The organism is Streptomyces sp. NPDC007264, from assembly GCF_042869095.1.
Taxonomy (GTDB): Bacteria; Actinomycetota; Actinomycetes; order Streptomycetales; family Streptomycetaceae; genus Streptomyces.
The window spans coordinates 109,081-123,251 of sequence record NZ_JBIAFD010000002.1 but is presented as its reverse complement, the minus strand read 5'-3'; the positions used below and the strand labels follow the sequence as shown (position 1 = coordinate 123,251).

The following is a 14,171-nucleotide window of genomic DNA, read 5'->3' as shown; positions in this document are numbered from 1 at the left end:
CCTACGGCCTTCGTCCCGGAGCCGGTGGGTGGCCGGTGGTCCGTTTCCCGGGGCCCGGTGGGTGGCCGGGGGTCCGTTTCCCGGGGCCGGTGGGTGGCCGGTGGCCCGTGCGCCGGGGTCTGGTTCGTCGCCTGCAGCCCTCGCCCGCCGACGTTTCCGGCCGACCGTCTCCCGCCTCCCGTTCGCGAGGCCCGCGACGCGACGCGGTCGTGCCGCGCGCCGCCTGGGTTCCACCCGCGGGGTGCCCTACGCTCGGCGGGCATTTCGGCTCGGGGGGACGTCGATGGACGTGGACGGTGTGCGGTTCTCGGTGCTCGGTCCCACGCGGGCCGTGCGAGGTGGGCGCGAGATCCGCCTCGGGGGGATCCGGCAGCGGGCCGTGCTGGCCGCGCTGCTGGTCGCGAGGGGGCGCATGGTGCCCGCCGAGCGGATCATGGCGGACGTGTGGCAGGGAGCGACGCCCTCCGCGACCACGCTGCACGCCTACGTCTGCGAACTGCGCCGGGCGCTGGAGCCGGAACGGGCCGCACGTACTCCCTCCCGCCTCCTGGTCCGTGAGGGGCCCGGTTACGCGTTGCGGGCCGCTCCCGCCGCGGTGGACGCCGAGTGCTTCACCGAGTTGGCCGTCCGGGGGCGCAGGGCGCTGGACGCGGGCGACCCGGAGCTGGCCGACGAACTGCTCGGCCGGGCCCTGGACCTGTGGCGCGGCCCGGCCTACGCGGACCTGGCCGACGCCCGCTTCGCGGTGTCGGAAACCGCACGCCTGGAGGATCTGCGGGCCACCGCGCGCGAGGACCGGCTGGCCGCCGCCATCGGGTTGGGCCGCCACGCCGCAGTCGTCGGCGAACTACGGGCGTCGGTCGTGGAGCAGCCGCTGCGCGAGCGCGGCTGGGAACTGCTCGCGCTGGCGCTGTACCGGTCCGGGCGGCAGGCCGACGCCCTGGCCGCGCTGCGCACCGTGCGGCAGCGGCTCGCCGACGAACTGGGCATCGACCCCGGTCCGTCGCTGCGCGACCTGGAGTCGGCGGTCCTCGCCCAGGACCGCCGACTCGACCGGCCCGCCACCACGGCATCGGCGGGGTGCGATGCACGGCGGACCGCTCCGGTGCCGCCGGAGCGTGCCGCGCGGCCCCGGCAGACGGCGGAGCCGGGCGGCAACCTGCCGTTCGCGCTGTCCGGTCTCGTCGGACGCACCGCCGACATCGCCACCGTCGAGGGCCTGTTGGAGGAGTACCGCCTGGTGACCCTCGCCGGGCCGGGGGGAGTGGGCAAGACCCGTCTGGCCCTGGAGACGGCGCGGCGCCGCACCGACCACGACGGGCCGTGGCTGGTGGAGCTGGCCCCGCTCACCACCCCCGAGTTGCTGCCCGCCACCGTCGCCGCCGCCATGGGCATCCCCGGCGTCTCGTCCGTCGAGCAGCTGACGGCCGCGCTCGCGGGCTCCGAACTGCTGCTGGTGCTCGACAACTGCGAGCATCTGCGCGGGCCGGCCGCCGCTCTCGTCAGCGCGCTGCTGGCCCGCTGCGGCGGGGTGCGGGTGCTGGCCACCAGCCGGGAGACGCTGGACGCCGACGGCGAGGCGGTCTACGAGGTCCCGCCGCTGGACCCGGCAGGCGACGGCAGGGAACTGTTCCTGAGACGGGCCGCCACCACGCTGCCCGGCTGGTCGCCCGGCGCGGGGGACCTGGACCGGATCACCGGGGTGTGCGCCGCCCTCGACGGGATCCCGCTCGCCATCGAACTCGCGGCCGCCCAGTGCCGGATGCTGTCCGTCGGCCAGATCGCCGACGCTGTGCGGGACCACCACGACCGCCTTGACCACCAGGAGCGCCTGGACTGCCTGGACGGCCAGGCGCTCCTGGACTGCCAGGAGGGCCCTGACGGACTTGACGGCCGGGAGGGCCCTCACGGTCACGATGGCCGGGACAGCCGGGACAGCCGGGACTGCCGGGACTGTCGGGACATCCGGGACATTCGCCACGGTCCGGACCGATGGGACCGCTTCGAGGTCCTGGCGGGCGGTCCGGTCAGCGGACCCGAGCGGCACCGCACGATCGAGGGCGCCGTCGCCTGGAGCCACCGGCTGCTCGAGTCCCCGGAGCGGCGGCTGTTCCACCGGCTGGGGGTCTTCGCCGCGGGCTTCGACCTCGACGCGGCGGCTGCCGTCGGTGGCTTGGACCCGGTCCTGCCCTCGCTGTCGGCGCTGGTCCGCAAGTCGCTGGTGGCCGTCGAGCCGGGCACGGCACCGCGCCGCTACCGGATGCTGGAGACCCTGCGCCAGTACGCGCTGCGGACGGTCGACCCGGGTGAGCTGGCAGGCGCCAGGGGGCGTCACCGGGCGTGGGCACTGGCGCGGGCGGAGCGCTGCGAACGGCTGCTGCACGGTCCCCGGGCGGCCGAGGCGCTGGCCCGGCTGTCGCGGGACCAGCCGGAGTTCCGGGCCGCCTTCGCCTCCGCGTCGGTGGCCGGGGACGGCGCGTACGCGCTGCGGCTGGGCGGCGCCCTGTACCGGTTCTGGTACCGCACGGGCCAGGTCGCGCAGGGCCTGTCCTGGATGACCGGCGCCTTCGCGGCCGCCCCGGACGCCGACCCCGCCGTGCGGTGCCGGGCCCGGCTCGCCGTCAGCGGACTGAACCATCTGGCGGGACGGCCGGAGCAGGCGTACGCGGCCGCGTCGCTGGCCCGGCGGGAGGCCCGCCGGGCCGGCGACCAGGTGCTGCTGGCGTGGTCCGATATCCACCGGGCCCACTACGGCGTGCTCGCCGGGCGGCCCGTCGACGCCGCCGCGCTCGCCCGCCGCGCCGTCGCGTCGGCCCGCGCCACCGGGCAGGACTGGCTGGTGGCCGAGGCGTTGACGGTGCGGGGGATCGTGGCCAGGACCGTCGGAGACCTGCCGACCGCGGCCACCGTCCTGTCCGAGGCCGCCGCCGTCGCGGGCTCCTGCGGCCACGACTGGGCGGCCGACTGCGCGGCGTCGGCGGCCATGAGGATCGCGTGCGACCAGGGCGACGGGCACGGCGCGCTGGACATCGCCGCCGGTGTCCTGGCGGCGCCCGACCGCCACCACGACGTCACCGCCCGCCTGCTGCTGTGCCACACCGCCGCCCGCGCGCTCGCCCTGACGGGCCGGGCCGACCAGGGCGCGGTGGTGCTGGGGGCGGTGCGGGCCATCGGCCGCCGCGCCGGTTTCCTCCCGGAGTCGACGGACCCTCTGGACGGGCCCGAGGAGGCCGCCGCGGTACGCGACGCTCTGTCTCCCGACGCCCGCGCGCGTCGCGCGGAGGAGGGCGGCGGGCTGTCACTGCCGGAACTCACCGACCGGCTGCAGGACCTGCTCGCGACGTGCCGGGTCGGCGGTCTCCCGTCGAGCGGGTGCCGGGAACGGCAGGTTCACACCAGCAGGGCGAACCACACGCAGAAGAGGACGGCGGTGAGGAGCGTGCCGCTCAGCCCGCGGTGGTAGTGGTGCCACGGCCAGTCGGCTCCGGGGAACCGCTCGCGCAGGGCCGGCCCTTCCAGCGGACCCGCGTACCGGCGCGGAAGAGGCAGCCGGCGCCACAGCTCCTGCAGCCCCTCCTCGTCCCAGACCCGGAAATTGACCATGAAGGGTCGGCCGACGCTCGTCGTGACGACGACCTGAGTGTTGAACGGATTCTCCCTCGTGACCAGGCCGACCTCGTACAGCCCGGTGAGCGCGGAGACGGGGACGTTCAGCACCTTGAATCCCCACCGGTTGCGCACGGTCAGGACCCCGTCTGCCAGGAGGATGCCGGCGTTGGCCCAGCGCAGGGTGCACAGCAGGGCCACCCAGAGGAACGGAAGGATCACTCCCAGGACGCCGATCGTCCGACCGGGGCCGTCGGCCGTCTTGGCACCGACCCTCACGGCCGCGATGGCGATGACGGGCGAGAATGCCAGCAGCCGGCCCATGACGATCCTGACGTCCGGTTTGACGAAGACCCAGGTCTCCTCCACGTCCACCGGTACGTCCGCGCGCATCGGTACCGCGTCCACCGGCTCCCCGGTGTGCTCCGGCACGTCGGGGAGGGGGCCGTCGTCCGTCTGCCGCGTCGCCATGGAGTTCTCCTCGTTCCGCACCGCCCGGCCGCACCGCCCGGCCGCCCCGGTCGCCTTCGGCTCCGTCAGGACTGCTGTCTGCGACGCGTTGCCGTCAGCCCGATCAACCCGATGATCGTGAGCGGGGCGGCCGCCAGGGTGATGACGGGCACTCCGCCGATGAGCCCTATGGCATTGCCGATGAGCCCGATGAGAACCAGTACGCTCCACGCGGCGGCCGCGCTTCCCGCTCGTTCCTGCGCCATGCCAGAACCTCCTTGCCCCGGCCCACAGGGCCGGAAACCTCCGTGCCGTACCCAATGGGACCGGACCGTATGCGACACCCCGCCGTCCCGGCGGGCGCCGACGCGGCCGAACGGCATCGGCGCAGGTCGGGCCGGGCCGGGCGGAGCGAGGGAAGCCCCCGGACCGGCCCGGACCGGGGCACCGGCAAGCCCCAATGTCCTTGAGCCGGACTAGAGTTGGCAAGGTGGAGGAGCCGGAGCCCGCAGCGCCGCCGCCGAGAGCGGCGTTCAGTGCCGAGTTGAGGCGGCTGCGGCGTCAACTGCCTGACTGCTCCGACGAGATGCTGGCCAGGCGGGCGAGCCGTACGGCACTGCCGTCCGGGCGCCGGGTCAGCGTGAACGCCCGCCGTCTGGGCGAGTGGCTGAACGGACGGTCGGTCCCGCGTGACGTCCATGCCGTACTGGCGGTCGTGCGCGCCGTGGAGTCGGCCGCCGGCGCCCCCGACAGCCGGCTGTCCCTTGCGGACTGGGAGCGGTTGTGGCGGGCGGCGTACGAGGACCGTGCCGCCGCGGCCCCCGGTCCTGCCCCGGCCGTCGAAGGCACCCCGCGGGACGTGGTCGTCGGCCGGCCGCCGAGCGACGCGGCCTCGCTGCGGGAGCGCGCGCCCCTGTCCCGTGCCATCGACGCGGCGCTGAGCGACGAGGCGGTACGGGAGGTCGTCCTCACCGGGGCCGGCGGCGTGGGCAAGTCGCAGCTCGCCGCCGCCGCCTTCCACCGGTTCCGGCGGCCGGGCGGGGTACGGGTGTGGGTGCCCGCGGCCTCCCGCCAGTCCGTGCTCACCGCGTACGCGCGCGCGTGGCGCGTCGTCTCCGGTGAGGACGGCGGGCGCGGCTGGGACGACGAGGCCCAGGCCGACCTGTTCGTCGCGTGGCTGCGCACGACGGCGCGGACCTGGCTCGTTGTCCTGGACGACGTGGTCGATCCGGCCGACCTCGGGGGTCTGCGGCCGGCCGGGGAGCACGGCAGGAGCCTGCTGACCACGCGTCGGCGGGACGCGGCGGTGATCCGGCCGTCCTCCCGGCTGGTACAGGTGGGGACGTTCACCCCGGGGGAGTCGGTCGACTACCTGCGCGCCCGGCTCCCGCAGGGGCAGGGCGGGGACCGGGAACTCGGCGCCCTGGCGCAGGCGCTCGGTCACTTCCCGCTCGCGCTCTCCCAGGCCGCGGCGTTCCTCATCGACACCGGCATGAGCCTCGCCTCGTACCGCCGGCTGCTGGAGGACCAGCGGGAGACGCTGTCCGACCTGCTGCCGGCGACGTCCCCGGCCGACGAGCACGGCGGCACCGTGGCGAACGCCTTCCAACTCGCCCTGGAGCGGGCGGAGGTCCTCGCTCCCGCCGGGAGCGCCAGGGCGGTCCTCGAACTGCTGTCGATGCTCGCGCCGGACGGTGTCCCGGAGGCGGTGCTGCACACCACGGCGGCCCGCCGCTGGATCAACGGGCGGGCGGCCACCCGGGCCGCCCGGGACGCCGTGGACGGCCGCGTCGCCGTGGACGGCCGCGTCGCCGTGGACGGCCGCGTCGCCGTGGACGGCCGCGTCGCCGTGGACCGCCGGGGCGACGGGGACCGCGGGGGCGCCGTGGGCGGCCGCGACGCCCCGGACCACCGGGACGCCGTGGACCGCCGCGACGCCCTGGACCGCCGGGGCGACGGGGACTGCGGGGACGCAGTGGACGGCGACGCCCCGGACCACCGCGACGCCCCGGACCACCGGGACGCCGTGGACCGCCGCGACGCCCTGGACCGCCGGGGCGACGGGGACCGTCGGGGCGCCCCGGACCGTCGGGACGCGGCGGGCGGCCGCGTCGCCCCGGACCACCGGGACGACGCTGATCGCCGGAACGCCCCGGACGGCGCCCCCGACCGGCTCGCCGAGCGGGCCGTCCTCCTGTCGTTGCGCGCGCTGCACCGGCTCAGTCTCGTCACGCACGACGTCGTCCCGGCCCCCGCCTCGGTCGAGGTGCACGCACTGGTGCAGCGCGCGGCTCGCGAGACCGTGCCGCAGCAGGCCCGCCCCCTCCTCGCCACGGCCGCCGCCGACGCCCTGGAGGAGCTCTGGTCGTCCACGGCGGAGTCCGAGCACCGGCCGGAGACCGAGGCGGCCCTGTACCGCAGCGTCGAAGTCCTGCGCCGGACGGCGGCCGCCGACCTGCTCCGGGACGGGCGCATGCATCCCGTCCTGCGCCGCATCGGGCCCTATCTGGCCGGACTCGGCCGCGACGGTGCCGCGCGGGACATCGGCCGGGAGCTGCTGGGGCAGGTGCGGGCCCGGCTCGGGGACGGGCATCGCGACGTGCTGATGCTGCGGTGCCAGATCGCCCTGGCCGTCGGTGAGTTGGGGGAGGCGGTCGCGGCGCACGCGTCCCTGCGGGACATCCGGCGGGAAGCCGAGCGGATCCTGGGTGCCACGGACCCCGACACCCTGGCGATCCGGATCCAGGAGGCGCGCTTCCAGATGGAAGCGGGCGCCGTGGCGGCCGCTCTGGCCCCCCTCACCGAACTCGTCGGGCAGACGTCCGAAGTGCTCGGCACGGACCATGCCCTGGTGACCGAGGCACAGGGCTACGCGGCTCTCTCCCGCGGCCTGACGGGGGACCCCGCCGGCGCCCGGGACGCCTGCGCCGCGCTCGTCGCCGCCCTGGAGCGGCGCCTGGGCCCCGGGCACGCCCTCACTCTGAGGACCCTTGCCGACCTGGGCCGGTGGTCCGGTGAGGCGGGCGACCCGGCCGCGGCGGTCGAGATGCACGTCCGGGCCGTGTCGGGGCTGGAGGCCGTCCTGGGCCGGCTCCACCGGGACACCCTGATCGTCCGGCACAATCTCGCGTACTGGCGGGGACTCGCGGGCGATCGCGACCACGCGGTCGAGGAGTTCGCCATCGCGGCGCAGGACGCGGAGCGCGCACTCGGCTCCGACCATCCCACGACCGTGACGTACCGCGTCAACCTGGCCTTCTGGCGCGGACTGGCCGGTGATCCGGCCGCCGCCGTGGCCGACCTGGCCCGCCTGCAGCCCCTGGTGGACCGGGTGCTGGGCGCCGAGCATCCGCGCGCCCTGCGGACCCGGCAGCAGCGGGCGGAGCTTCTGGAGCTCTCCGGCGACCGTGAGGGAGCGACCGCCCTGCTCACCGCCCTGCTGGCCGACATGATCCGCGTCCAGGGCGGCGACCACTCCCGCACCCGCGAGGTGGCGCAGGCGCTGGCGCGCTGCCGCGACCGGGCGTCCTCCCCACGATGACCGCCGAGCCCGCCCGAGGCGCCGCCGTCGCCCGGCCGCGCCTCCCGCCGACTGTTACGCTCGGTCACCCATCGCACGGCACACGAATCGCACGGCACACGACTTGCGGAGCCTGGACAATGCTGAGGAAGGTCACTGCGACCCGCTACCTCGAACCCCTGCGGTCGGGCGGCTCCGTCCCCGGAGTCGTCGAGGCCGACGACCTGGGCACGTACGTGGTGAAGTTCACCGGCTCGGCGCAGGGTCTGAAGGCGCTGGTCGCCGAGGTGATCGTGGGGGAGCTGGCGCGCCGGCTCGGGCTGCGCGTGCCCGAGCTGGTCCTCGTCCATTTCGATCCGGCGATCGGCGCGCACGAACCGCACCAGGAGGTGCGCGACCTCCTGGCCGCCAGCCCCGGCCTCAACCTCGGCATGGACTACCTGCCGGGCGCGCGGGACTTCACCCCCGAGGTCGCCCGGGACTTCCCCGTCGATCCGCTGGAGGCGGGCAGGATCGTGTGGCTCGACGCCCTGACCGTGAACGTCGACCGCACGGTCCACAGCTCGAACCTCATGGTCTGGCCCACCTTCGGCACGGCACCCCCACGGCTGTGGCTGATCGACCACGGCGCCGCCCTGGTCTTCCATCACCGCTGGGACGCCTCCGCACCGGACAAGGCGTACGACTTCCGCCACCACGCCCTGGGCCGCCCCCAAGCTCTCGGCTCCGCTCGAGCAGGGGATACCCCGCTCACCCCCGACACCCGGGCCGCCGACGCCGAGCTCGCGCCGAGGGTGACCGAGGAACTGCTGCGCGAGGTCACCGGGCTGGTACCGGACGCCTGGCTGACCGGGACGTCCGATGCCGCGACGCCGGGTCAGGTGCGCGACGCGTACGTGAGCTACCTCCTGGCCCGGGTGAAGGCGTCCGGGGCATGGCTGCCCACCGGTTTCCCCACCCGGGAGGAACTCGCCGCCGAGCAGGCCCTGCGCACGGTGAGGACCCGGCAGGGCAGGCCGGACTGGCTCAAACAGGTCCCGGACCTGCAGGGCAGGCCGGCGGCGGAACAAGACTGGTCGGCGCACCTGGGATGACGGCGGACGCCGGCGGCCCCGGGTGCGCCCCGGGGCCGCCGGCAGAGGGCGGCGCGGTGCGGCCGGGGGTCAGCCGGTCAGCTGCTCGTAGGCGGGCAGCGTCAGGAAGTCGGCGTAGTCCTCGTCCAGGGCGACCTTCAGCAGCAGGTCGTGGGCCTGCTGCCAGTGGCCGGCCGCGAAGGCGTCCTCGCCGGTCTCGGACCTGATGGCGCTCAGCTCCTCGGCGGCGATCCTGCGGGCCAGCTCGGGGGTGGCCTTCTCGCCGTTCTCGAACTCGACACCCGCGTTGATCCACTGCCAGATCTGCGAGCGGGAGATCTCCGCGGTGGCGGCGTCCTCCATGAGGTCGAAGATGGCGACCGCGCCGAGGCCGCGCAACCACGCCTCGATGTAACGGATGCCGACCTGGACGGCGTTGACCAGGCCCGCGTACGTCGGCCGGGCGTCGAGGGAGTCGACGGCGATCAGGTCGGCCGCCTCGACGTGGACGTCCTCGCGCAGCCGGTCCTTCTGGTTCGGCCGGTCGCCGAGGACCCGGTCGAAGGACTCCGTCGCGAGGGGCACCAGGTCGGGATGGGCGACCCAGGAGCCGTCGAAGCCGTCGTTCGCCTCCCGGTCCTTGTCGGCGCGGACCTTCTCGAACGCGACCCGGTTGACCTCCGGGTTCCTGCGCGACGGGATGAACGCCGCCATGCCGCCGATCGCGTGGGCGCCGCGCTTGTGGCAGGTGCGGACCAGGAGTTCGGTGTACGCCCGCATGAACGGGGCCGTCATCGTGACCGCGTTGCGGTCGGGCAGTACGAACCTGGGCCCGCCGTCACGGAAGTTCTTCACGATGGAGAACAGGTAGTCCCACCGGCCCGCGTTCAACCCCGAGGCGTGGTCGCGGAGTTCGTAGAGGATCTCCTCCATCTCGTAGGCGGCGGTGATCGTCTCGATGAGGACGGTGGCGCGGACGGTGCCCTGCGGGATGCCGACGTGGTTCTGGGCGAAGACGAACACGTCGTTCCAGAGCCGGGCCTCCAGGTGCGACTCCGTCTTCGGGAGGTAGAAGTACGGGCCCTTGCCGGCGTCGAGCAGGCGCCGGGCGTTGTGGAGGAAGTACAGGCCGAAGTCCACGAGGGCGCCCGGCACCTGCTCTCCGTCCACCCGGAGATGACGCTCGTTCAGGTGCCAGCCGCGCGGCCGCATGACGACCGTCGCCAGTTCCGCGTCCGGGCGCAGGGCGTACGACTTGCCGCTCGCGGGGTCGGTGAAGTCGATGTTCCGGGTATAGGCGTCGATCAGGTTGAGCTGGCCGAGGACCACGTTCTCCCAGGTGGGCGACGAGGCGTCCTCGAAGTCCGCGAGCCACACCCGGGCGCCGGAGTTGAGGGCGTTGACGGTCATCTTGCGGTCGGTGGGGCCGGTGATCTCGACGCGCCGGTCGTCCAGGGCCCGAGGTGCCGGGGCCACGCGCCAGGAGTCGTCCTCGCGGATCGCGGCGGTCCCGGGAAGGAAGTCGAGCGTGGCGGTACGGGCGATCTCGGCGCGGCGCTCGGCCCGCCGGGCGAGGAGTTCGTCGCGCCGGGGCGTGAACCTGCGGTGCAGCTCGGCGACGAAGGCGAGGGCCGCGTCGGTGAGGACCTCGTCCTGCCGGGGCAGGGGCCCGGCGTCGACGACGACCGCCGGGGACGGCGCTGGTGCGGACATGAACGGTCCCTTCCTTCGACGAGCTGACGTGGGGACGCCGCGGCACGGGGCGGCGCCCCGGACGCGGCTTCCTGCCGCGGTACGAGTCCGGTGCTTCTGATCAATGGATACTAGTTTCCTCATGGTGGAAGCTCAATGATGTGTTGACATCGAGATGCTTCCCGTCGAGACACGGGGTCGCCCGGCCGTCCCGCTCACTCGAGGTGGATCAGGTCGGCCGCCGTGTCGATGTCGTACGCCCGCGCCACATCCCCGCACTCGACGAGCGTGATGGCGTTCTCGTGCGCCGCCAGATAGGCCCGCGCCCCGCGGTCCCCGGTGGCGGTCGCCGCGATGCCGGCCCAGTGGGCGGCGCCGAACAGGACCGGATGCCCGCGCACGCCCTCGTACGCGGCCGACACCACAGACCCTTCGCCCCGGTACGCGGCCAGCACCCGGGCCACCGCCTCCGGGCCGATGCCGGGCTGGTCGACGAGCGAGACCAGGGCCCCTCGCGCCCCCGTCCCGGCGAGCGAGTCGAGACCGGCCCGCAGCGAGGAGCCCATGCCCTGCCGCCAGTCCGGGTTGTCCACGACGACGCAGCCGGAAAGGTCCGCCCGCTCCCGGATCTCGGCCGCCGCCGCCCCCAGCACCACATGGACGCGACCGCACCCGCCCGCCCGCAGGACCCCCACCGCGTGCTCCACGAGCGGTCGTCCCCGATGCCGCAGCAGCGCCTTGGGCCGTCCGCCGAGCCGTCGCCCCGCGCCGGCCGCGAGGAGCAGTCCGGCGACCTCGCCTCCGTTGCTTCCCTTGCCAGTCATACGTTCTGCATACCTGACTCCGAGTCGCCCGCACGGTACCCATGGACTGAATTTCGGTCCGCGCGCTGGCGTCCGGCGCTCCCGGTGGCGTTTACTGACCCGCGTCCCCGGCGCCCGATCAGTGCCGGCGGACACGGCGACATGCCGACGCCATGCGCACCAAGGGGGTGCGAGGGGGGAGAGCTGTGTTGCGGAGCTTGGGGCAGAGGCCGGTGACCGGCAGTGACGAGGATCCGAGGGTGACGGGGCTGCGGACCGCGGTGTCCCGCCTGCGTCGTGAACTGGCCGCGCATCCCGCGGAGTTCCCGGACCGGGCGGTCGCCGAGGACGAACTCGCCACGCTCGCCGCGATGGCCGCGGGCGGTGCTCCCGAGATCCCGCGCCTGCGTCGTTCCCTGCTGCTGATCGCGGGCGCGATCGGCTCGGTCAGCGCGCTGGCCGGGAGCCTGGCGGACGTTCGCAGCGCGGTGGAGCTGTTCGGAGAGCCGCGGCGGGGCTGAGCACGCGGACCGTCGGCGGCGCGGGGCACGGGCGTGTCACCCGGCCACCGGGGTCGCCGGCCACCCGTCCCGGCTTCCGGGGCGGGCCCGGGTTGCCCCGGGCCCCGGTCGCCCCGGGGTCAGGCCGCCGGTCCGGCGCTGGCCAGTGCCTGCGACAGCTGTGCCGCCACTTCCTGGAGCACCGGCACGATCCGCTCCGTGGCCGCGTCCGTGACCCGGCCCGCCGGGCCCGAGATGGAGATCGCCGCGGCCGTCGGGGAGTCCGGCACGGAGACCGCGAGGCAGCGGACCCCGATCTCCTGCTCGTTGTCGTCGACCGCGTACCCGAGCCGGCGCACCTCCTCCAGGGCGGCGAGGAACGCCTCGGGAGTCGTGATCGTCTTGTCGGTCGCGGCGGGCATGCCCGTACGGGCGAGCAGCGCGCGGACCTGCTCCGGCGACTCGTTCGCGAGCAGCGCCTTGCCCACGCCCGTCGAGTGCGGCAGCACCCGCCGGCCCACCTCGGTGAACATCCGCATCGAGTGCTTGGACGGCACCTGCGCCACGTACACGACCTCGTCGCCGTCGAGCAGCGCCATGTTGGCGGTCTCGCCGGTCTCCTCGACCAACCGGGCCAGGCAGGGGCGGGCCCAGGTGCCGAGCAGTCGGGACGCGGACTCCCCGAGCCGGATCAGCCGGGGGCCGAGCGCGTAGCGGCGATTGGGCTGCTGGCGGACGTAACCGCAGAGTACGAGCGTGCGCATGAGACGGTGGATCGTGGGCAGGGGCAGCCCGCTGCTCACGGACAGCTCACTGAGACCGACCTCCCCGCCCGCGTCCGCCATCCGCTCCAGCAGGTCGAAGGCGCGCGCGAGGGACTGCACGCCACCGCCCGCGGCGGACTTGGCGGTGGCCTCGCTGGCACTGGACGTCGACGGTGGCACGGTGTGTTCCTTCCGGGACATGGCGGCTTTCGAGCGCATTTCGGAATGCTAATTCCGTAGAGCGGAAAAATCCAGGGTGTTTGCCGTATCAAGGCTCGGCCCCCGGGGAGAAGTGTGCCCTTGACGGCGCCGGGCCGGGGAGTGAAGACTCCTTCAACAGAACGTTGAATTCTGTTGCCCGGCGGTAGAGAGGGGTCCGGGTGCCCGACGTCGAACTGGTGCTGCGCTCGACACACGTCATCACACCCCGGGGGATGCACCCGGCGTCGGTCGCCGTCGCCGGGGGCGCCATCACGGCCGTCCTGCCCCACGACGCGGGCGTACCCGCCGGAGCCCGCCTGGAGGACCTCGGCGACGACGTCCTGCTGCCCGGACTGGTCGACACCCACGTGCACGTCAACGATCCGGGCCGCACCGAGTGGGAGGGCTTCTCGACCGCCACCCGCGCGGCGGCGGCCGGCGGCATCACCACCCTGATCGACATGCCGCTCAACTCCCTCCCGCCGACCACGACGGTGGCCCACCTCCGTACGAAGAGGGAGACGGCGGCCGGCCGGGCGCACATCGACGTCGGCTTCTGGGGCGGCGCGCTGCCGGACAACCTCGCGGACCTGAGGCCCCTGCACGAGGCGGGCGTCTTCGGCTTCAAGGCGTTCCTGTCGCCGTCGGGCGTCGACGAGTTCCCCCACCTGGAGCGGGCGCACCTCGCCCGCTCCCTGGCGGAGATCTCCGGTTTCGGCGGGCTGCTCGTCGTGCACGCCGAGGACCCCCACCGCCTCGCCGCCGCCCCGCAGCGGGGCGGCCCGAAGTACGCCGACTTCCTCGCCTCACGGCCCCGCGACGCCGAGGACACCGCCATAGCGCACCTCGTCGAGCAGGCGGAACGCCTGCACGCGCGCGTGCACGTACTGCACCTGTCCTCGAGTGACGCGCTGCCCCGGATCGCGGCCGCCAAGGCCCGGGGCGTGCCGGTCACGGTGGAGACCTGCCCGCACTACCTGACCCTGACGGCCGAGGAAGTCCCGGACGGGGCGAGCGAGTTCAAATGCTGTCCGCCGATCCGTGAGGCCGCCAACCAGGACCTGTTGTGGCAGGCGCTGGCGGACGGCACGATCGACTGCGTGGTCACCGACCACTCCCCGTCGACGGCCGACCTGAAGACCGACGACTTCGCGACGGCCTGGGGCGGCATCTCGGGTCTGCAGCTGAGCCTGCCGGCGGTCTGGAGCGAGGCCCGCACCCGCGGCCACGGCCTGGTGGACGTGGTCCGCTGGATGTCGGCGCGCACGGCACGGCTCGTGGGGCTCGGCAGCCGCAAGGGCGCCATCGAGGCGGGCCGCGACGCCGACTTCGCCGTGCTCGCCCCGGACGACGCCTTCACCGTCGACCCGGCCGCCCTCCAGCACCGCAACCACGTCACGGCCTACGCGGGCAGGACCCTCCACGGCATCGTCAAGTCCACCTGGCTGCGCGGCGAACGCATTCTGGCGGACGGCGAGTTCAGCGAGCCGAGGGGGCGTCTGCTCAGCCGCACCGACTGATCGTCCCCTCCCGCATCCCGGCGGCCGACTCGCGAAAGGCAG

General features: G+C 74.6%; 10 protein-coding genes. 5 read left to right on the top strand and 5 right to left on the bottom strand.

What is annotated here, in order from left to right; translation table 11 throughout:
- Positions 1-283 precede the first annotated feature (283 nt).
- Complete coding sequence (locus ACFYMU_RS03235) at positions 284-3,463, top strand: BTAD domain-containing putative transcriptional regulator (RefSeq protein WP_388367144.1); 3,180 nt, start codon at positions 284-286, stop codon at positions 3,461-3,463.
- Here ACFYMU_RS03235 and ACFYMU_RS03230 read toward each other — a convergent pair.
- Together ACFYMU_RS03230 and ACFYMU_RS03225 are read right to left on the bottom strand one after the other, a co-directional pair.
- Positions 3,391-4,077 carry a hypothetical protein gene (locus tag ACFYMU_RS03230; protein ID WP_388367142.1) on the bottom strand — a complete coding sequence of 229 codons (687 nt, stop codon included), beginning with the start codon at positions 4,075-4,077 and terminating at the stop codon, positions 3,391-3,393. The genes ACFYMU_RS03235 and ACFYMU_RS03230 overlap by 73 nt on opposite strands.
- A 65-nt stretch (positions 4,078-4,142) precedes the next feature.
- Positions 4,143-4,322 carry a hypothetical protein gene (locus tag ACFYMU_RS03225; protein WP_388367140.1) on the bottom strand — a complete coding sequence of 60 codons (180 nt, stop codon included), beginning with the start codon at positions 4,320-4,322 and terminating at the stop codon, positions 4,143-4,145.
- Positions 4,323-4,546: 224 nt separating this feature from the next.
- Here ACFYMU_RS03225 and ACFYMU_RS03220 point away from each other — a divergent pair, with 224 nt between their 5' ends.
- The gene (locus ACFYMU_RS03220) at positions 4,547-7,597 is read left to right on the top strand and encodes an NB-ARC domain-containing protein (protein WP_388367138.1); all 3,051 of its coding nucleotides are present in this window, start codon (positions 4,547-4,549) and stop codon (positions 7,595-7,597) included.
- 119 nt (positions 7,598-7,716) lie between these two features.
- Entirely contained in the window at positions 7,717-8,670 is a 954-nt protein-coding gene (locus ACFYMU_RS03215) for a HipA family kinase (protein WP_388367136.1), read from the top strand.
- 69 nt (positions 8,671-8,739) lie between these two features.
- Here ACFYMU_RS03215 and aceB read toward each other — a convergent pair whose 3' ends face one another.
- Both aceB and ACFYMU_RS03205 read right to left on the bottom strand, forming a co-directional pair.
- Positions 8,740-10,362 carry a malate synthase A gene (aceB, locus tag ACFYMU_RS03210; protein WP_388367134.1) on the bottom strand — a complete coding sequence of 541 codons (1,623 nt, stop codon included), beginning with the start codon at positions 10,360-10,362 and terminating at the stop codon, positions 8,740-8,742.
- A gap of 194 nt (positions 10,363-10,556) precedes the next feature.
- Positions 10,557-11,165 (bottom strand): NTP transferase domain-containing protein, encoded by a 609-nt coding sequence (locus ACFYMU_RS03205; RefSeq protein ID WP_388367132.1) that lies wholly within the window; start codon positions 11,163-11,165, stop codon positions 10,557-10,559.
- Positions 11,166-11,377: 212 nt separating this feature from the next.
- Between ACFYMU_RS03205 and ACFYMU_RS03200 the strand changes: the two genes are divergently transcribed.
- Positions 11,378-11,665 (top strand): DUF5955 family protein, encoded by a 288-nt coding sequence (locus ACFYMU_RS03200; RefSeq protein ID WP_388367130.1) that lies wholly within the window; start codon positions 11,378-11,380, stop codon positions 11,663-11,665.
- 119 nt (positions 11,666-11,784) lie between these two features.
- On the opposite strand, the gene ACFYMU_RS03195 is transcribed toward ACFYMU_RS03200, so the two are convergent.
- Positions 11,785-12,609 (bottom strand): IclR family transcriptional regulator, encoded by an 825-nt coding sequence (locus ACFYMU_RS03195; RefSeq protein ID WP_388367976.1) that lies wholly within the window; start codon positions 12,607-12,609, stop codon positions 11,785-11,787.
- Between the two features lie 179 nt (positions 12,610-12,788).
- Between ACFYMU_RS03195 and allB the strand changes: the two genes are divergently transcribed.
- Positions 12,789-14,129 carry an allantoinase AllB gene (gene allB / locus ACFYMU_RS03190; RefSeq protein WP_388367128.1) on the top strand — a complete coding sequence of 447 codons (1,341 nt, stop codon included), beginning with the start codon at positions 12,789-12,791 and terminating at the stop codon, positions 14,127-14,129.
- The last annotated feature ends 42 nt before the right edge of the window (positions 14,130-14,171 follow it).